Source organism: Paenibacillus sp. YN15, assembly GCF_003285005.1.
GTDB lineage: Bacteria > Bacillota > Bacilli > Paenibacillales > NBRC-103111 > Paenibacillus_AR.
Map to the genome: position 1 here is coordinate 43,779 of NZ_QMFA01000003.1, position 18,338 is coordinate 62,116.

The following is an 18,338-nucleotide window of genomic DNA, read 5'->3' on the forward strand; positions in this document are numbered from 1 at the left end:
ATAAGGGTTGATGAAAATGGACTTGATTTCCATGGAAGAAGTGATTTTTGGCTATTCGGATACGCCAAGCTTGGAAAACGTTAATTTAACCATTGCAAGTGGTGAATTCGTAGCGGTAACAGGCCCCAACGGAGCCTCCAAGACCACCTTGCTGAAGCTGGCTTTGGGGTTATTGAAGCCGTGGAGAGGGCGAATATACCTTGCCAAGCAGAAGGAGGATGGAGAGAAGCTGCGTATCGGTTATGTTCCCCAGCAGATCGCCTCCTTTAACGCCGGCTTTCCCAGCACCGTGCATGAATTTGTCCGCTCCGGCAGGTTTACGGCAGGTTCTTGGCTGAGGAGGCTGGGAAATCGGGACAAGGAACAGACGGAGGGGGCACTGCGGCAGATGGGGATGTGGGAATTGCGTCATCGCAAGATCGGGGAGCTGTCCGGCGGGCAAAAGCAGCGGGTCTGCATCGCCCGTGCATTGGCCCAGGAGCCTCATTTATTGGTGCTGGATGAGCCGGCAACGGGAATGGATCAGGCCAGCCGGATGGCTTTTTACGAACTGATGCAGCAGCAGGTGCGGGAGGAAGGACGGACGGTCATCATGGTCACTCATAATTTGGCGGAGCTGGAATCCCGGCTGGACCGCATCATTGAATTGGTCCGAAGGGAGGATGGGGGATGGAGATGCTGCACTATGACTTCATGCAGCGGGCATTTTTCTCCAGCGGGCTGACCGCCTTGCTCGCTTCTGTCTTGGGAGTCTATCTTATGCTGAGACGGCAGGCTCTGATGGCGGATATGCTGTCTCATGTCTCATTGGCCGGGGTCGCGGCGGGAGCATTGCTGCGGGTAAATCCGGTATGGAGCGGTTTTGCCGTAGCTGTAATCGGTGCAGTTGCCGTGGAGTATGTCCGGAGAGTTTATAAAACGTATAGTGAGATATCCATTGCGGTTATCATGATCGGCGGGCTGTCTTCCGCCGTTGTGCTGATGAGCTTGAACAAAAGCTTGAATAAAAGCTTGTCGTCCTATCTGTTCGGCTCAGTGGTAGCAATCAATAGCAGCGAGCTGCTGCTGTTGGGAATCGCTGCCGCTGTGGGAGCGGCTTTCTTTTTTATTTTCCGGCGTCCTCTCTACCAAATAACCTTCGATGAGGATACGGCTAAAACCAACGGGCTTCCGGTTGACCGGATCTCCCTCCTGTTCAGCATAATAACCGGGATGATCGTGGCTTCCGCTATACCGGTTGTAGGCGTATTGCTGGTATCGGCGCTGATTGTGCTGCCTGCCGCCTTGGCTATTCGGATCGCGCCCTCCTTTAACACCGCAATTGTCTTCTCTATGGTCTTCGGGCTGATCGGTTCATGGACAGGGCTGGCCGCTTCTTACCGGCTCAGTACGCCTCCGGGAGGCACCATTGCGTTGATTTTGCTGCTGTTTTTAATAGCTGGCACAGGCTTGCGCAAGCTTGTTTTGAAAGTGGCTAAATATAAAAACCAAATGAATTGTCAATCAGGAGGTATTCGATCATGAGGTTCAGTGTAAAACATGCGTTTATCACAACAGCGGCTCTTGCTTTGCTGCTCACGGGCTGCGGAGCAAACAAGGAATCGGATTTAACAGCATCATCCAGTCCTTCACCTGCGGTCTCTTCCGTACCTTCCGTCCAACCAACCGATACAAGCAAAAAATTGAAGGTAGTGGCCACCTTCTACCCCATGGTGGAATTCTCCCGGCAAGTAGCCGGCAGCCATGCCGAGGTTATCGGGTTGATCCCAACCGGCGTGGAGCCCCATGACTGGGAGCCGAGCCCCAAAGACATTGCCCAGCTCAAGGAAGCAGATGTGTTTGTCTATAACGGGATAGTGGAGGAATGGGCAGAGGACGCTCTGAAGGGAGCGGCAAATGACAAGCGCATTGTAGTGGAAGCAAGCCAGGAAATCGAGCTGATGGAAGGAACACATGAAGAAGAGCATGAAGGCGAGGAAGAACACGAAGAGGAAGCGGCGCATGAAGAAGACCATCACGAACATGCTCTTGATCCCCATGTATGGTTGAGTCCGGTGCTTGCTCAGAAGGAAGTAAAGGCGATTGAGGCTGCCCTGGTCAAAGCCGACCCCGCCCATAAAGACGATTATGTGAAGAATGCCGATGCCTATATCGCCAAGCTGAAGGAGCTGGATAATGCTTATAAAACCGGATTAAAGGATGTCAAACGCAAGGAGTTCGTTACTCAGCATGCTGCCTTCGGTTATCTGGCCAAGGAGTATGGACTGACGCAGGTGCCGATTGCCGGCCTTTCACCGGAACAGGAGCCTTCTCCGGACAAGATGGCGGATATTATCCAATTTGCCAAGGAAAAGCAGGTAAAGACTATCTTCTTTGAAACACTGGTCGATCCGAAGGTAGCACAAACCATCGCTAACGAGCTTGGCGCCAAAACGGATGTGCTTAATCCCTTGGAAGGTTTAACAGACGAGGATAAGAAAAATAACCTGGATTACATTGGCATCATGAAAAATAATTTGGCGGCGCTGCAAAAAGGCATTAAACGAATAAGGCTGGCAAGCGGATATGAAGGTGAAAGCCTTCGTATCCGCCTCTAAGCAGGAGGGACTATCATGGCACAAGAACGGAATTATCAGGAGGAGTTGTTGTTAAAATTAACCACAACGGGTCATCGCATTACCGAGCAGCGAAAATGCTTGCTTACGATGTTGCTTCAAGCGGAGCGTCCTCTATCGGCCATGGAAATCTATCAATGTATGGCTCCTGAATTTACAGGATTAAGCTATGGAACTGTTTATAAGAACATTAAGTTGTTTTTGGATTTAAAGCTGATTGAATCCTTTGCTTATGCAAACGAGATTCGTTTTCGACTGGTAGATGAGGAACGTCCGCATTATCATTTTATCTGTCAGAATTGCGGAACCATGACATCCATTCAAATTGATCCGAATCAGTTAAAATTATTTCTTCCTGAAAATTATCGATTACTAAATTTTCAATTTGATATTTTTGGTCAGTGTGAGACATGTCATGCCGTAATGGGATAAGAAAGGAAGATGCAGGTAATGACAGATGAAAAAATTCCCGTCACTGTGTTATGCGGATATCTGGGAGCTGGCAAAACAACCATTCTTAACCATGTGCTGAACAATCGGGAAGGGCTAAAGGTTGCCGTAATTGTAAATGATCTGGGCGAGGTTAATGTGGATGCCGACCTCATTCGCGATGGGGGAGGGCTGAGCCGTACGGAGGAAAAGCTGATCTCGTTGTCCAACGGGTGCATCTGCTGTACCTTGCGCGATGATTTGCTGGCAGAGGTGCAAAGACTTGCGGAGGAAAAGCGGTTTGATTATATATTGATTGAGTCCACCGGAATCGGCGAACCCGTGCCTGTAGCCCAGACCTTCAGTTATGTAGATGAAGAAAAAGGAATTGACCTGACCAAGCTGACCCGGCTGGATTGCATGGTAACGGTGGTAGACGCCTATCATTTTTGGAGGGATTATAACACCCGGGAAACCCTGCGCGACCGGGGGCAGGAAACCGGGGAGGGCGATCGGAGAGCGGTTGTCAATTTGTTGATTGAGCAGGTGGAATTCTGCGATGTGCTTATCATCAACAAGTGTGATTTGGTCAGCGAGGAAGAGCTGGAAAAGCTGGAGTCCGCCTTGCGGAGCTTGCAGCCCGGTGCGAGGATTATCCGTTCCAGTCACGGGAAAGTAGATCCCAGAGATATTCTGAATACGAATTTGTTTGACTTTCAGAAGGCCAGTATGTCGGCCGGCTGGATTCAGGAATTGCAAAAAGGGGAACACATTCCGGAAACCGAGGAATACGGAATAACTTCGTTTGTATATACCAGGAAGATTCCCTTTCATACGGAACGGCTGCTGCACTGGATGGCCAAGTGGCCTCAATCGGTGGTACGCTCCAAGGGGATTTTGTGGCTTGCTACCCGTAACAATATGGCTGTTTCCTTCAGTCAAGCAGGTGTGTCCCGGCAACTGGCCCCAGCGGGTCTGTGGGTCGCTTCATTAACGGAGGAGGAACGAGTCTCCTATTTTGGCAAGGATTATCCGAAGACACCGGACTGGGATGATCAATGGGGTGATCGTGTGACGAGGCTTGTTTTTATTGGGATTGACATGAACCGGGATGAAATTGTCCGATCTCTGGACACAGCGTTATTGACACCCGAGGAGATGAACAGTAATTGGCGGAAGCTTCCCGATCCGTTGCCCAGCTTTAAATAAAGTGGTAAGGTTATGCATTTTAGACAAGAAGAAAGGGATTTGTTGCCGGCTGTAATAATGAACAAAATTGGGAAAGTCAGTCTCGATGGAGCGGTGATCCAAGAGGATGTTCCGATTGCTTGAGGATCAGATTCGAGCGGCAAATGATCTCGTTCTGAACAAAAATTTAGAACATGGAGGAATATACGAATGAGAGTAGTTGTTACCTTGGCTTGTACAGAATGCGGTGACCGGAACTATACAACCACAAAAAACAAGAGAAATAATCCGGAACGTCTTGAGTTGAAGAAATATTGTCCACGTTTAAAAAAGTACACCTTGCATCGGGAAACTCGATAACACGAAGCCTTGACACAACCGGACAAACATTAATGTCCGGTTTTTCTACATATTGAAGGAGAGGTGTGAATATGCAGACTAAAATTCTGTAGTGAAATAAATATTGATGCCGAATTGGTTAGAGAAGGCGGGGGATTATCTCGGACGGAGGAACGGAAATTACATCAGATTGATGAACTTGACAAATCACCCGATTGGGATTCTGAATGGGAGATCGGGTGATCAAATTGGTATTTATCGGAGTTGACATGGATAATGAAGAAGCAGGACTGGAGTCAACTTCCGGCCCCACTTCCAAAACTTTGACACTTTTTATGGGCGAAAGGGAGCAGAAGTCTTGAAGGCTGAGGCGTGCCCCGACCATATCCCAATTCCTGAAGATCATGATGGAAGCATATGCGGATTCCCGCACAGGCGCAAGCCTGGGCCAATGGCCTTGGCCGGTCAAGGAAAGGCTGCAGCCTCTCAGTTACATGTACCGCAATTTTATTATCGGCGGATACGTGCATGGAGAGCCGGGGGCGCGCGGCAGCCACAAGCTGTCTGTGGTGGATCTGTTCGGGGACGGATTTCATGAGCTTGTCCGCGACATTCCCGGAGAAGAGGGGGAGGTGCTGGACCGCTTCGGCAAAAAAATCGGGGCTATTTCCGGCAGCGTCAGTTTTGTCGGCAAGCTGTTTGGTTTGCCGGAGGAACTCTTCTGCCAGCTTGAACATCATATCCCATTCCCGATGATGATAGACGGTGGGATTGAAGCGGTGAAGCTCATGCTGGATATCAAAATTGCCTGTTGACGTGATGGTTCTTGAATAACGGATGGACGTATGCCTTTTAATGACATCGGCAACGAACTCATTGTTATTGACACCGCCGCCGGGATACGCCATGCCAACTACCTCATACCCGACAAGGGATTCCAGATTTTTTCGATCCTCTTCCACCTGCCGTATGATGTTAATCCCCCCCTTGTACAGTTAGATTATAGCTTCTTTGCTGCAGGTTAGGAATATATTTCTGCGGCAACAAGATCACGCCATAAAACATAACCCACAAAACCACCGGTTCTTTAAAGGGCCGGTGGTTTTGCCACATGTTTTGGAAGATAAGATAAAAAATAAAAAATCGGATAATAATTTTTTGCTACAATAAAAGGATAACGCTAATGATAGGGTGGTGACAGCCATGTATCATATCTTGGTGGCCGAGGATGAGCCTTGGATTCGAAGCTCTGTTGTGGAGATGGTGAACCGGATCGGAGAAGAGACGTTCACCGTGTCGCAGGCGACCAACGGGGAAGAGGCCTGGGCATTGATTCAGGAGTCATGGCCCACTGTGCTGATTACGGACATTATGATGCCGATGATGGACGGCCTGTCGCTGATCCAGAAGATTCATGAATACGGGATTCCGATGGCCTTCATCATCATCAGCGGGTACGATAATTTCCAATATGCGCAAAAAGCGATTCGCTACGGGGTTACGGAATATTTGCTGAAGCCGGTGGATCTGGACCAGCTTCGGGAGGCGCTGCGCAGATCCGAGCAAAGTATCGGCAGCCTGAAGGAAATCAGCCAATATATGTCGCGGTTCCAGCAGCTTGTGAACAGCCTCGGCGAGATAACCCCACAGACCGCCGGCAGAAAGATGTCCGACCTCATCCATTCTGTTCTGAGGCTTAAACATCTCAATCCCGCCGCCAGATTGAATTTGCTTCGCATCTTTGAATGGAAATTGACCGGCCTGGTGAAGGAGCTGTCACCGGGGCAGGCCTTGCCCTCGATTCCCGCCGATGCGGAGGACACGGCAATCATCCGCCATTTTGACCAATTGGCCATGCTTCTGATCATGCATTCTGCGGAGCAGAACAAAGCGGATACCCATCTGATGACCAAACGGGTCTGCGATTATATCCAGACGCATTATAAGAAGGATATTTCGTTAACAGAAATGGCGCAATATGCGAACATGAGCATTTCCTACTTCAGCTCCTGGTTCAAAAGATGCACCGGACGAACCTTGGTTCAATATATTCAGGAGGTCAGGATTGAAAAGGCCAAGCAGCTTCTCCTGGAGACACAGCTGAAAAATTATGAGATTGCCGAGCAGGTGGGCTTTGCCACACAGCCTTATTTTATCCGCGTATTTAAAAATACGGTAGGCGTTTCTCCCAATTCGTTCCGAAAGAGAATGGGGCCATGAATCATATGAAGCATTTTATGTACCGGTACTCCATGAAGCAGAAGATGATCGTCGCCTTCCTCACGATCAGTCTGATGGGGGTTGTGATCATCGCCTTCTCCGCACAGCATTATTACACCAAAGCAACAACCCAGGACTTCTATAACCTTGCAAAAAGCTCCTCGGCCAGTCTGAACAATCAAATTGACCGCTATTTCAAGCAAATGATTCAATCCACGTCAGCTGTTATTGCCGGGCCGCTTCCTCCTCTCGGCGGCCCGCTGTATCCGAGCCAGGAAACCGGAATGATCCAGGCCTGGCTGGCCGGAAAGACCCCATTGACATCATCAACCCGGTTAATTATAGAAGATATTCTTCGCCGCTACATCACAATCAACTACTCCGAGATTGAAAGTCTGATTCTTCTGAAGGAAAACGGCGAGCTGGTTTCTTCCAACGGACAGCCCGATTACCGGCCGGAGGAGCCATGGCTCAACCTGCCGTTTACTTCCCAAACAGCAGTGCTTCCCACTTATGAGTCCTATCCGTATAAGGTGTCGATTGTATCCCTGGTTATTCCTGTATTCAGCACGGAGAATGCGCGCATTATCGGCAGGCTGGTGATTAACCTGTCCCTGGCGGAGCTGAAGGAAATGATGGGCAAAACCACCATCGGGAAAACGGGCACCTTCGTCATCGTTTCTTCCGCGGACACGATTGTGCATCATCCGGACTCCAGCCTTCTTGGCAAACCCATTTCCCAGACGCCGCTAAATGATTTTCATCTCCACGAACCGGACACTCTGCAAAAAGCCAGGGATGTGGACTATTTAATCACATTTACCCGGTCCGAGTTTACCGAATGGCGAATTATTGCCATTGTCCCGCTTCATGAGATGGCGACCGGATTGAATGTTGCCACAAAATCCATGCTGATCGTGCTGTCCTTCCTGTTTCTCTTTGTCATTCTGGTTGTGCCGGCCTTGACCAAGCTGCTGATGGAGCCTGTGGTCCGGTTGAAAAAGGTGATGCACGAAGTAGAGAGGGGCAATCTGGACGTTCAGGTGGAATTTCACCCCGGCAATGATGAGTTTCAGAGCTTGAACCGCAGCTTCGGCCAAATGATCCAACGGCTGAAGAAGCTTATCGAGGATGTGATCCAGTATCAATTGCGGGAGATACAGCTGGAGGTAAGACAGAAGGACGCGGCCATCAAGGCCCTTCAGGGGCAGATCAACCCGCATTTTCTGTATAATACATTGGATATTATCCGAAGCATGGCTTATCTGGAGGAGGTCCCCCGGATCGAGAAAATTGCCGGCAACCTGGCTTCCTTCTTCCGGTACACGGCCAAGCTGGAGCCTCTTGAGGTGACGCTGCGCGAGGAAATCGACCATCTTAGGAAATACCTGGATATCATTCATATCCGGTTCATGCAGAATTTCCAAAGCCAGATTTATGTAAACGAGAAGTTTATGGAGGCGCATCTTGTTAAGCTGTCCCTGCAGCCTATCGTGGAGAATGCGGTGAAATATGCGGTGGAGCCGAAGAATGGGAATGCCGCCATCCTGATCAGCGCCTTCGACGAAGGAGATGATCTTGTCCTTGAAGTGGCGGATAATGGGCCAGGCATACGGGCAGACAAACTCGAGAGTCTTCGGCGCTCTCTAGTACAGATGGGCGACTATCAGGCTACAGACCAGAACGCTACGCAGGATTCCCTGGGACTGGCCAATGTCCATGCCCGCCTTGTCCTGCAATATGGAGACCGGTACGGAGTGGGCATCAATTCGTTCCCGGCAAGAGGAACGGTGGTTTCCATCCGTATCCCTTACAAAAAGTAAAATTGGATAACAAAGCGTAAAATGTGAAAAAACAAGCAGGTTCTTTTGGGCTACGATATACGTGAAGGCAAAATAGAGGAGGGGTTTAAAACTTGAGAAAACAAATCGCACTTTTTCTTGCAGGCGCTCTGGGCGCTTCCGCTCTGGCGGGCTGCTCAGGGAATGGAAAGACGGAAGAACCCGGGAAAACAGCGGGCCAGCCAAGCGCCGCCGCAAGCGTTGCCGCGGGCGCCGTGGATGACGGCAAGGAAAAGCTGACTATCACCTTTTTACCGGAATCGTGGAGTGGCGGCAAGTGGAGGGAGGACCACCCGACGATCAAGTATCTGAACGAAAAGTTTAATATCGATTTGAAGCTCATGTGGACGGATGGTCCGACATACAAAGACAAATTGAATGTGATGGCTGCGTCCAACAGCTTGCCGGACATGTACAGAGTCACCTCGGATAATTTCGGCAAATGGCAGAATGAGGGGATCTTCATGGATCTGGCTCCTCATTTGAGCAAGTATCCGAATCTGGCCAAGGCCTTCCCGGAGGATCAATGGAAGATGCTGAATCCGCAGGGAAAGACATACGGGATACCGCTGTGGGAAATTGAAATCCGGGACAGCTATCAAATTCGGGCCGACTGGATTCGCAATGTGGGACTGCCGATGCCGAAGGAAGAGACGTTTAACCTAGATGAGTTTTATCAGCTCATGAAAGCGTTCGCCCTTAATGACCCGGACAAAAACGGGAAGAAGGATACGGTTGGCTTCACCACCGACAACGAACTGGGCGTGAACACAGCCCAACTGCGGGCCGCCTTTGGCCTGGCCAACGGCTGGAAGCTGGTGGACGGCAAGCTGATTCCCCAACAGGTTCAAGCCAAGGAGCAAAAGGATTTCCTCGGTTATCTCCGCAAAATGTATGAAGAAGGCATTATGGACAAGGATTTCCTCAGCAAAAAAGGCCAAAATGTTTACGAGCTGATGCAGTCGGGCAAGTCGGGCATATACACCCATCACCCTTCTGCCATGCTGGCGGATAACGAAAAGCTGAAGAAAATCGACCCCAACGCCGAATTGGTTCAGCTTGCTCCGCCTATTGGTCCCACCGGTCTCCGCGGTAATGGGACAGGTTTGAACGGGGCGAATAAAGTGGTGGTCAACGGCAAAATCGATCCCAAAAAGCAGGAGCGCATTCTGAAGATTCTGGACTGGTGGGTCACCGACGAAGGTACGGATATTATGAAAAGCGGGATTGAGGGTCCCCACTATACAAAGGTGGCCGATGGCAAATATACGTCAACTCCGCTTATCGACACGGATCTTCCGAGGATTTTGAACAATTGGTTTTTCAAACGCGCAGACCCCAATATGAATATATTCAGGTGGACGGACCCGGAGGTAGCCGAGTTCATTGATAGCTTTAATAAAAACAATGCCAAATATCCCTGGAAAAATGACTCCGGCGGCCTGGAAATCTATTCGGAGACTCATGCGAAGCTATGGAAGGATCTGGACACGAAATTCAAGGAGACCCAACTGAAAATCGTCGTGGGGCAGGAGCCTTTGGACAGCATCGACAAGGCCATTGCAGCCTGGAAGGCAAACGGCGGAGACAAGATCATTCAGGAAATGAACGACGCTTACGCCAAATATAATGGCAAATAAATAAATGCCGGGTCGGCTGCATCCGCGGCCGGCCTATTCTTTCTCACAAGGAAGGCGGGAGAGCATGAAATCGACTGTAAGCGAATTAAGCACCAATAGCCGGCCAAGGACTTCCTCAGCCTTTGCCCATTATCTTAAACGGGCTTTCCCTATCTACTCCATGGTTCTGCCGGGACTTTTGTGCATTGTTCTGTTTAAATATTTGCCCATGTTCGGCGTTGTCATCTCCTTTCAGAAATACAGTCCCTTCCGGGGGATCTGGGGGAGCGAGTGGGTGGGACTTGATCATTTCGTCCGGCTGTTCACCGAGCATCAATTTCTGACGCTCCTTAAGAATACCCTCGTGCTTAACCTGATTGATATTTGCTTTTATTTCCCGGCCCCCATTCTGTTCGCTTTGATTCTTAATGAGGTTCGTCTGAAATGGTTCAAAACGTCGATGCAAACCATTGTGTATTTGCCCCACTTTGTCTCTATGGTTGTGGTTGTTGGCATCACCGTTGTCCTGTTTGCCGGAGAATTCGGCGGGATCAATCTGTTTCTCGATTCTCTCGGTCTTCCCAGATACCAAGGGTTGAACGACCCGGACCATTTCCGCTGGATATGGCTCTTGCAGAATATCTGGAAGGAAGTGGGCTGGAGTGCAATCATCTATTTGGCCGCTCTTGCCTCCATTGATCCGACACTGTATGAGGCTGCCGTAGTGGACGGAGCCAGCCGGTGGAGACAGATCTGGCATATCACCCTGCCATCTCTTGTGGAGATCATTATCATCCTGTTCATCCTCCGTCTGGGAAGCTTTATCGATGTGGGCTTCGAGCATGTATTCCTGCTGCAAAACCCGCTTAATCTTGCCGTATCCGATGTTTTTGAAACCTACATCTACCGGGTTGGGGTACAGCAGGGTGAATTCAGCTATACGACAGCGGTTGGCCTGTTCAAGTCGGTGGTTGGGCTTGTGATGGTGCTCTCCGCCAACGCCATTGCCAAAGGAACGGGAAGGGAGGGTGTATACTGATGAACAACAGGCGCGTATCCGGCAGTGAACGATATTTCGATATTCTCATCTACGCGGTGCTCATCATCTGGGGGATATTCATCCTGTTTCCGCTGCTGTATGTTCTGATGACATCCTTCGCCACCGAAAAAGAATATTTGACCCGGGGATTCTTCATCATACCGAAGGAATGGACATGGGACGCCTACTTGTATTTGCTGGCCAACGACAGCTTTTCGCAAAGCTTCAAAAACGCGGCGGTGATTACGGCGATTGGCACGGCAATCAGCATCGCCATCACCACATTGATGGCCTACGGCCTGTCCAAGAAATGGCTGAAGGGACGGAAGGTGTTCAACTTCATGGTGGTATTCACCATGCTGTTCTCAGGCGGCATGATTCCCACTTATCTGATTATCAAGCAGTTCGGCTTGATCGATACCTTCTGGTCCCTGTGGCTTCCGGGGGCGGTGGCTCCGTTCTATATGATTGTTATGCGGAGCTTCTTTTCCTCCATCCCGTATGAGCTGGAGGAATCGGCAAGGGTGGACGGCTGCGGGGAGTGGAGGATGTTCTTCAGCATTATGCTTCCTTTATCCAAGCCGTCCATCGCCACCTTTGTTTTGTTTTATATGGTCGGCTTTTGGAACACGTATTTCTCAGCCTTGATCTATTTGAATGACTCCAACATGTGGCCGCTGCAAGTATTCTTAAGGCAAATCCTCGTTCTGAACACATCCATGGACGAAACCGCTACCCTGATGGAGCAGGTGATTGTCTATACCCCCGGAGCAAGGATGGCGGCCATCGTTGTGTCTGCGCTGCCGATGATGGTGATTTATCCGTTTCTTCAAAAGCACTTCAATAAGGGTATGCTGCTTGGTTCGTTGAAGGGGTAATGGAATAAGGCTCCGGTGATTTTTACCGGAGTCTTTTTATTGCTTACGCGAAGCTCATGCTGTGTACCGAAAAAATTGTGGATGCACCGCAAATAGAGGGGATGTGCCGGTGAAATTTATGTGGATTGAACCCCTGCTGAACCTTCTTTATAGTGAAGCTAAGTTGAGGAGTGGGAGGTGAATCGGCATCAGCAGGGTCAAGCCATGCCCCTGCCGGCTTCTAATCGGTTTGGAATCTGAGAAAGGAAGTGTGAGTTGATTGATCAGCAAAAAGAAAGCGATTTCAAAGTTAATTTTATCCGCAATGCTTATGGCTTCAATTCCTATCGGCCCCATAGGAGTCCCTGCCGCATTGGCGGAGCCCGCCGTCCGTCCGGACTACAATTTATTAACCAATTCCGGGTTTGAAACGGATCTGAAAGGGTGGAATGCCGGCAGCACGGCTGCTCTGGTCAGATCAACCTCTTACTCCGGCAATATTCGCCAGCTCGGGGTTTCATTCGAGCCAGGCCAAGCCTATTATTTCTCCGCATGGGTCAAGCGTGTGTCCGGCTCGGGAGCCGTCGCAATCTATATTACCCAAACAGGAAATAAATGGAACAATTCCACCTATCCCATTATGGCGGAAGCTGTGGTCGGAACAAACTGGACCCATATCGAGGGCATCAAAACCTTCCCCACCGAACCGTCCCCGGCGCCGTCAGGGTATGTGTACGACAATGCGGATGTGTACATTCAGCATAAGGTCGACGATAAAGAAACGAAAGATCCGGCAGGCCATTATGTGGATTTTTATGTAGATGATATTATCGCGGAGCCGGTTTTGCCATCGACGATTGCGATTAGCGGAAGCGCTTCCGCAGCCATTCCTCCGGCAGGCAGCCAAACCTATTTTTACACCAAAACGGTGAAGAATCAGATGGGCAACACTACAGGCATCACCGATTCCGCAATTACCTGGTCTGTAGATGGAAACCCCGAAGGAGTCAGCATTGACAGAACCACAGGCGCGCTGACCGTAACCGACACTGCGGAGGCGGGCATAATTGCGGTCCGCGCCGTATCGGATGTGAATCCATCCGCAGCGGCAGCTTATCCTGTAGAACTCACCCCAAGCACGCCGGACCCTGAGCCCAAAGCGCCTGTTGCTGCCAATGTCCGAGTGGATGGCAGCGCGAAGCCGGGAAGGGTGTTGACAGGCCTCTACGATTATACCGATGCCAATGGGGATAAGGAGGCGGGATCATCCTACAATTGGCTGATCGGCGATACGCCAACCGGAGCGTTTGCTGCAATCCCCGAAGCCTTGGGCCGGACCTATACTGTTTCAGAGGATGATCTCAACAAATACGTTCAATTCCAGGTGACTCCCAAGAATGGGGCTGATCCTGCTGTCGGGGATTCCAAGTCCAGCCAGCCCGTACCGGTAATGGCCAATGCAGCTCCTACCGCGGAAAATGTCTGTATCAGCGGGGTGCAATTTGTAGGCAGGCAGTTGAGTGCCGCCTATACCTACAAGGATGCGGACGGCGATCCGGAGGCCGGGTCTGTCTACAGATGGCTGCAAAGCGATTCGCCCGACGGGACATACAGTCCGATCGACGGGGCGGTGCAAGCTGTGTTGGAGCTTTCAGCCGGCTTGGAGGGAAAATATATTCAGTTCGAGGTTACCCCCTCTGACGCTTATTCCAGGGGTGGAGCTTATCTGAGTCAGCCTACCGAGAAAATAGCCGCAGTTGCCTCTTCCGTTTATTATGTGGACCCGGTAAATGGAGACGACACCAACAGCGGTACGAACGAAAACGAGGCCTTCAAAACGATTCAAAAAGCAAGAGACATTGTACGAATGAGCAGCAGCGACATGACCCATGACATAACGGTGGTTTTGAAGGGAGGCAGGTATGAGCAGGGCTGCACCTTAATAGACGAGCCGTTGTATGACCAGTTTGGCAAAATCTATGCCACCAGACAGATCAAGTCCGGCACCTTGACCTTTGATGAAAGAGATTCGGGCACCAACGGGTTCAATGTCATTTACCAGGCGGCCCCCGGTGAAGCTCCGGTTATCAGCGGCGGGAGAAGCATTACCGGCTGGGAGTTGCATGATGCGGAGAAAAATATCTACAAAGCCTCCAGCGGCGGAAATTTGGATACCAGGCAGCTCTATGTAAACGGGGTTCGCGCAGTAAGAGCAAGAAGTGAGGGCGGATTGACGAATGCCGTTCAGACTGCAGCCGGTTATACCACATCCGATACCTTTCTTGCCGATTGGAGGAAGGTTTCCGATCTAGAAATGGTTTTTAAGGTGGAATGGACAAACCCGAGAGCCAAGGTCCAATCCATTAGCGTTGCTGACGGCGTAGCCCATATTACTATGCAGCAGCCGGGTTATAGCTTTGCCGCCAATAAGGGGGGAACCAGCATAAAAACCCCCTGGTATTACGAGAATGCCTATGAGCTGCTGGATCAGCCGGGAGAATGGTACCTGGATTCCTCTGAGGGATATTTCTATTATAAACCCCGGTCCGGGGAAAACATGGCAACAGCCGATGCAGTGGCTCCGGAGCTTGAACAATTGCTGACCATTCAAGGAAGCACACTTGATACTCCGGTTCACCATATGAAGTTCTCGGGAATCACCTTCGAATACAATACATGGCTCAGACCAAGCACCAACAGCGGATTGTCGGATGCCCAGAACAGCCATATCAGAGAAACGGGCTCCGGCTTCGGCGACCGTCTGGGGTTGGCGGCGGTGACGCTGCAAAATGCCAAAGCGGTTGTTTTCGAGGGCAATACGTTCAGTCATTTAGGTTCCATTGCACTTAAAACTTTGGAAGGAAGCCAGGACAATCTGATTATCGGCAACACCTTTACCGATATTTCCGGCAATGCCATCGCCATTGGCGAGCCGAGCTTTGATCAGCAGCACACCACGGACATAAGAAAGCTGAACCGGAATAACAATGTGCTTAACAACTATATCCGGGACATCGGAGTAGAGTACCGGTCCTCGGCCGCAATTTCCGCCGGATATCCCATGGATATGGAGATCTCCCATAACGAGATTGGGCATGTTCCCTACAGCGGGCTTCATGTGGGTTATGGCTGGGCCACTTCTCCGGATTCGAATCTTCGAAATGTGAGCATCCGGAATAATCTGATCTATGATTCCATGGAACAGCTCCATGACGGCGGGGCGATTTACACCCTGGGCACCACCGGAGGTTCGCCGGAAGAAACAAGCCGCGTATCGGGCAACTATCTTCTGCGGATGCATAATGAATTTGGGGCGCTTTATTTTGACGAAGGAAGCAACTACTGGAATGCTACAGATAACGTGGTGGAAACGGCTCCTACGTATCTGCATATTTGGAAGGATACCATCGAAGATGTTCATGTGAATAATACGTACACCAGTACGAACCTGTTCCGGAATGACGGAACCCATACAAGGGTTTCCAATACCCAGTGGTTCCAGGATGCCGTCTGGCCGTCGGAGGCTCTCGACATCATCAAGCAGGCGGGATTGGAGGCTCCGTACCGGCATCTCCGGCCGTCCGAACCGGTTGAAAGGCTGTTTATTCAAGACCTGCCGCTTCAGAGCGGACAGTCGGCGGAAATCCAAGTGGCGGCTGCATTGACGCATAACGGAGCTTCCGTTGATTTATCCCTGTCCGACATCAAATTTACCAGTGACAATCCGGAAGTGGTTACAATTGACGGTTCAGGAACCGCCACCGCGGTTGGACCCGGCAAGGCCAGCCTGCGTGCAACGGTAAACGGTCAACCGGTTATCGTCGCCAATGCGATTTACGTCGATGATCATTATGACAAGCTGACCGTGAGTGCTTCAAAGCCCATTCTGATGCCCGGTCAATCCATCCATCTGGATGTGCTGGGAGTTTCGAAATACGGGAAGCTGTATTCCAAGGGGCCCTTGACCTTTGCAAGCGCCAACCCGCAGGCAGCGACAGTCAGCGATACAGGCAAGGTAACGGCAACCGGTATCGGAAGTGCCGAAATTGTGGTTACGGCGCAAAGCAACGGAATGCCGATGTCGGGCAGCGTGACCATCACGGTGGCCAATGCCCAGGCTGACGATATCATCAAGGATATCGATTATTGGTATCTGAGCGGCACCAGCAAGGCCATCCCCGGAGACGGCAGTCTGACGGTCAGCACGCCCAGCGGAGACGCTATTTTTCAAGGCAAGCGGTATGAGGACGAGCTGCTGAAGGTGAACATGCAAATTGATGATCCCACGGGTGGCTGGCATGCCATTACCTTCCGCAATCTGAAGGAGGATCAAAGCTACTCCAGCTCTGTCAATGAGGATTACATGATCACCATGACCCCGGAGGCTGTGGAGCTGCATCGGTTCAACAAAAGTGTAAGAACAGTGGTTTATGGCACATTTAATGGGACAGACGGGATTATGGGACCGCCTATTCCCAATGAATACTTCAGCTTCGGCGAAAGGCACACCGTGGAGTTCGGCGCGCTGAATGTTGCCGATGGCGTCCGGATCATCCTGAATGTTGACGGCCACAGTGTCATCGATACGGTGGATTCCTTGAACGGACATTTGACAACACCCGGCTTCATGGGGCTGTATTCCAGAACGGGCACGATTACCCTCAGCTATCCGGAGCCTGACAATCCTGACAACCCGACAGTCCCGGCTCCGGCAGCTCCGGCGCTGCAGCTTGGGGCAACGGAGAGCACCCGGGCCAGCCTGACTTGGACGGCCGTTGACGGAGCCACCGGCTATGCCATTTTCAAAAGTACCGCATCCGGCAGTTATGGATTGGCGCTGGACACGGTCACAGGTTCGACCTACAGCTATACCGCTCAAGGCTTGACCAATGGAGTCTCCTATTATTTTGTCGTGAAAGCAATCGGCCCCGGTGAACAACAGCGCGCAAGTGCTGGTGAACGGCAAACCCCAGGATGCGGGAACACTGACGAATGGCAAGAGAGACGACAGAACGGTAACCACGGTAACCCTTGATCCGAAAAAGCTGGAGGAAAGGCTGGCTGGGGAGGGGCAGCATGCCCGCGTAACCATTCCGTTTACCGCCAAAGCCGATATTGCGGCCGGAGAGCTTACCGGTCAAATGGTGAAAAGTTTGGAGCAAAGGCAGGCCGTTCTGGAAATGAAAACCGACAGCGCCACCTATACGATCCCTGCCGGGCAAATAAATATCAGCGGGATTTCCGGTCAGCTTGGTGCGGACATGGCGCTGGAGGACCTCCGGGTACGGATTGAAATCGCCAAACCGGCGGCCAACGCCCTCAGCGCGGCGCGGCAGGCAGCCAAGCAAAATAATCTGACTCTGGTAACCGACCCGCTTGAATTTACCGTCAGCGCCGCTTACAACGGCAAAACAATCGAGGTCTCGAGGTTTAATGGATTTGTGGAGCGGACGATAACTCTTCCGAGCGGCGCCGATCCGCAGCGAATAACCACCGGCGTCGTCATCGATCCGGAAGGCAATGCAGTCCGGCATGTGCCGACAAAAATAACGAAGGCTGCCAACGGCAGCTATGTGGCCCAAATCAACAGCCTGACCAACGGCATCTATGCTATCGTCTGGCATCCGGTAACATTCAAGGACGTTGCCTCCCATTGGGCCCAAAATGCCGTTCATGACATGGGCTCCCGCCTGGTCATCGGCGGCATCGGCCAGGAGCTGTTCAACCCCGACCAGAACATTACCCGCGCAGAGTTTGCGGCCATTGTTGTGCGGGGGTTGGGGCTCGCTCCGGAGAACAGCGCTTCGCCCTTCTCCGATATGCAGGCGGCCGACTGGTACAGCTCTGCTGTACAGACCGCGTATGCTTACAAGCTGATCGGCGGCTTCGAAGACGGTACTTTCCGCCCGATGGACAACATTACCCGGGAGCAAGCCATGGCCATCATTGCCAAAGCCATGGGCTTGGCCGGCATCCCAACCGTTCAGCCGGCGCCAAGCCTGCTGAACGGTTATGATGATGCGGACAGGGCGGCGTCATGGGCGGTTCCCGGCATCCTCCAATGCTTGCAGACGGGGATCATCTCCGGCCGCAGCAGCACGGAGCTGGCTCCGAAGGCGTTCATTTCCAGAGCGGAAACCGCTGTGCTGGTACAGCGCCTGCTGCTCAAATCCGGTCTCATCCAGTAGCCT

At 51.3% G+C, this 18,338-nt stretch carries 14 protein-coding genes; all 14 read left to right on the forward strand.

What is annotated here, in order from left to right; all coding sequences use genetic code 11:
• Positions 1 to 16: 16 nt before the first annotated feature.
• The 14 genes from DQG13_RS03610 (at position 17) to DQG13_RS03680 (ending at position 18,335) form a co-directional block, all read left to right on the forward strand.
• Positions 17 to 724, forward strand: coding sequence for a metal ABC transporter ATP-binding protein (locus DQG13_RS03610; protein WP_113018573.1), 708 nt, complete (start codon positions 17 to 19; stop codon positions 722 to 724).
• A complete protein-coding gene (locus DQG13_RS03615) occupies positions 670 to 1,524 on the forward strand; it encodes a metal ABC transporter permease (RefSeq protein ID WP_113018348.1) in 855 nt (284 codons plus the stop codon). Before DQG13_RS03610 ends, DQG13_RS03615 begins: the two co-directional genes overlap by 55 nt.
• On the forward strand, positions 1,521 to 2,597 hold the full coding sequence (locus DQG13_RS03620) for a metal ABC transporter substrate-binding protein (RefSeq protein ID WP_113018350.1): 1,077 nt from the start codon (positions 1,521 to 1,523) through the stop codon (positions 2,595 to 2,597). The genes DQG13_RS03615 and DQG13_RS03620 overlap by 4 nt, the downstream gene beginning before the upstream one ends.
• A 15-nt stretch (positions 2,598 to 2,612) precedes the next feature.
• On the forward strand, positions 2,613 to 3,047 hold the full coding sequence (locus DQG13_RS03625; protein ID WP_113018351.1) for a Fur family transcriptional regulator: 435 nt from the start codon (positions 2,613 to 2,615) through the stop codon (positions 3,045 to 3,047).
• Positions 3,048 to 3,065: 18 nt separating this feature from the next.
• Entirely contained in the window at positions 3,066 to 4,253 is a 1,188-nt protein-coding gene (locus DQG13_RS03630; RefSeq protein ID WP_181592548.1) for a GTP-binding protein, read from the forward strand.
• A gap of 189 nt (positions 4,254 to 4,442) precedes the next feature.
• Complete coding sequence (rpmG, locus tag DQG13_RS03635) at positions 4,443 to 4,592, forward strand: 50S ribosomal protein L33 (RefSeq protein ID WP_113018354.1); 150 nt, start codon at positions 4,443 to 4,445, stop codon at positions 4,590 to 4,592.
• A gap of 383 nt (positions 4,593 to 4,975) precedes the next feature.
• On the forward strand, positions 4,976 to 5,386 hold the full coding sequence (locus DQG13_RS03640; RefSeq protein ID WP_113018356.1) for a hypothetical protein: 411 nt from the start codon (positions 4,976 to 4,978) through the stop codon (positions 5,384 to 5,386).
• A 388-nt stretch (positions 5,387 to 5,774) separates the two neighbouring features.
• A complete protein-coding gene (locus DQG13_RS03650) occupies positions 5,775 to 6,791 on the forward strand; it encodes a response regulator (protein WP_113018359.1) in 1,017 nt (338 codons plus the stop codon).
• Complete coding sequence (locus DQG13_RS03655) at positions 6,788 to 8,614, forward strand: cache domain-containing sensor histidine kinase (RefSeq protein ID WP_113018361.1); 1,827 nt, start codon at positions 6,788 to 6,790, stop codon at positions 8,612 to 8,614. The genes DQG13_RS03650 and DQG13_RS03655 overlap by 4 nt, the downstream gene beginning before the upstream one ends.
• Positions 8,615 to 8,706: 92 nt before the next feature.
• Entirely contained in the window at positions 8,707 to 10,272 is a 1,566-nt protein-coding gene (locus tag DQG13_RS03660; RefSeq protein ID WP_113018363.1) for a type 2 periplasmic-binding domain-containing protein, read from the forward strand.
• Positions 10,273 to 10,336: 64 nt separating this feature from the next.
• Positions 10,337 to 11,290, forward strand: a complete 954-nt coding sequence (locus DQG13_RS03665; RefSeq protein ID WP_113018365.1) for an ABC transporter permease — start codon at positions 10,337 to 10,339, stop codon at positions 11,288 to 11,290.
• Positions 11,290 to 12,168, forward strand: coding sequence for a carbohydrate ABC transporter permease (locus DQG13_RS03670; RefSeq protein ID WP_113018368.1), 879 nt, complete (start codon positions 11,290 to 11,292; stop codon positions 12,166 to 12,168). Before DQG13_RS03665 ends, DQG13_RS03670 begins: the two co-directional genes overlap by 1 nt.
• A 352-nt stretch (positions 12,169 to 12,520) precedes the next feature.
• The gene (locus tag DQG13_RS03675) at positions 12,521 to 17,182 is read left to right on the forward strand and encodes an Ig-like domain-containing protein (RefSeq protein WP_181592549.1); all 4,662 of its coding nucleotides are present in this window, start codon (positions 12,521 to 12,523) and stop codon (positions 17,180 to 17,182) included.
• Positions 17,079 to 18,335, forward strand: coding sequence for an S-layer homology domain-containing protein (locus DQG13_RS03680; RefSeq protein ID WP_146767097.1), 1,257 nt, complete (start codon positions 17,079 to 17,081; stop codon positions 18,333 to 18,335). The genes DQG13_RS03675 and DQG13_RS03680 overlap by 104 nt, the downstream gene beginning before the upstream one ends.
• The last annotated feature ends 3 nt before the right edge of the window (positions 18,336 to 18,338 follow it).

Coding starts and splice junctions, on each gene's coding strand:
- DQG13_RS03610 (WP_113018573.1), top strand. CDS start 17: ATGGACTTGATTTCCATGGAAGAAGTGATTTTTGGCTATTCGGATACG.
- DQG13_RS03615 (WP_113018348.1), top strand. CDS start 670: ATGGAGATGCTGCACTATGACTTCATGCAGCGGGCATTTTTCTCCAGC.
- DQG13_RS03620 (WP_113018350.1), top strand. CDS start 1,521: ATGAGGTTCAGTGTAAAACATGCGTTTATCACAACAGCGGCTCTTGCT.
- DQG13_RS03625 (WP_113018351.1), top strand. CDS start 2,613: ATGGCACAAGAACGGAATTATCAGGAGGAGTTGTTGTTAAAATTAACC.
- DQG13_RS03630 (WP_181592548.1), top strand. CDS start 3,066: ATGACAGATGAAAAAATTCCCGTCACTGTGTTATGCGGATATCTGGGA.
- rpmG (WP_113018354.1), top strand. CDS start 4,443: ATGAGAGTAGTTGTTACCTTGGCTTGTACAGAATGCGGTGACCGGAAC.
- DQG13_RS03640 (WP_113018356.1), top strand. CDS start 4,976: ATGATGGAAGCATATGCGGATTCCCGCACAGGCGCAAGCCTGGGCCAA.
- DQG13_RS03650 (WP_113018359.1), top strand. CDS start 5,775: ATGTATCATATCTTGGTGGCCGAGGATGAGCCTTGGATTCGAAGCTCT.
- DQG13_RS03655 (WP_113018361.1), top strand. CDS start 6,788: ATGAATCATATGAAGCATTTTATGTACCGGTACTCCATGAAGCAGAAG.
- DQG13_RS03665 (WP_113018365.1), top strand. CDS start 10,337: ATGAAATCGACTGTAAGCGAATTAAGCACCAATAGCCGGCCAAGGACT.
- DQG13_RS03670 (WP_113018368.1), top strand. CDS start 11,290: ATGAACAACAGGCGCGTATCCGGCAGTGAACGATATTTCGATATTCTC.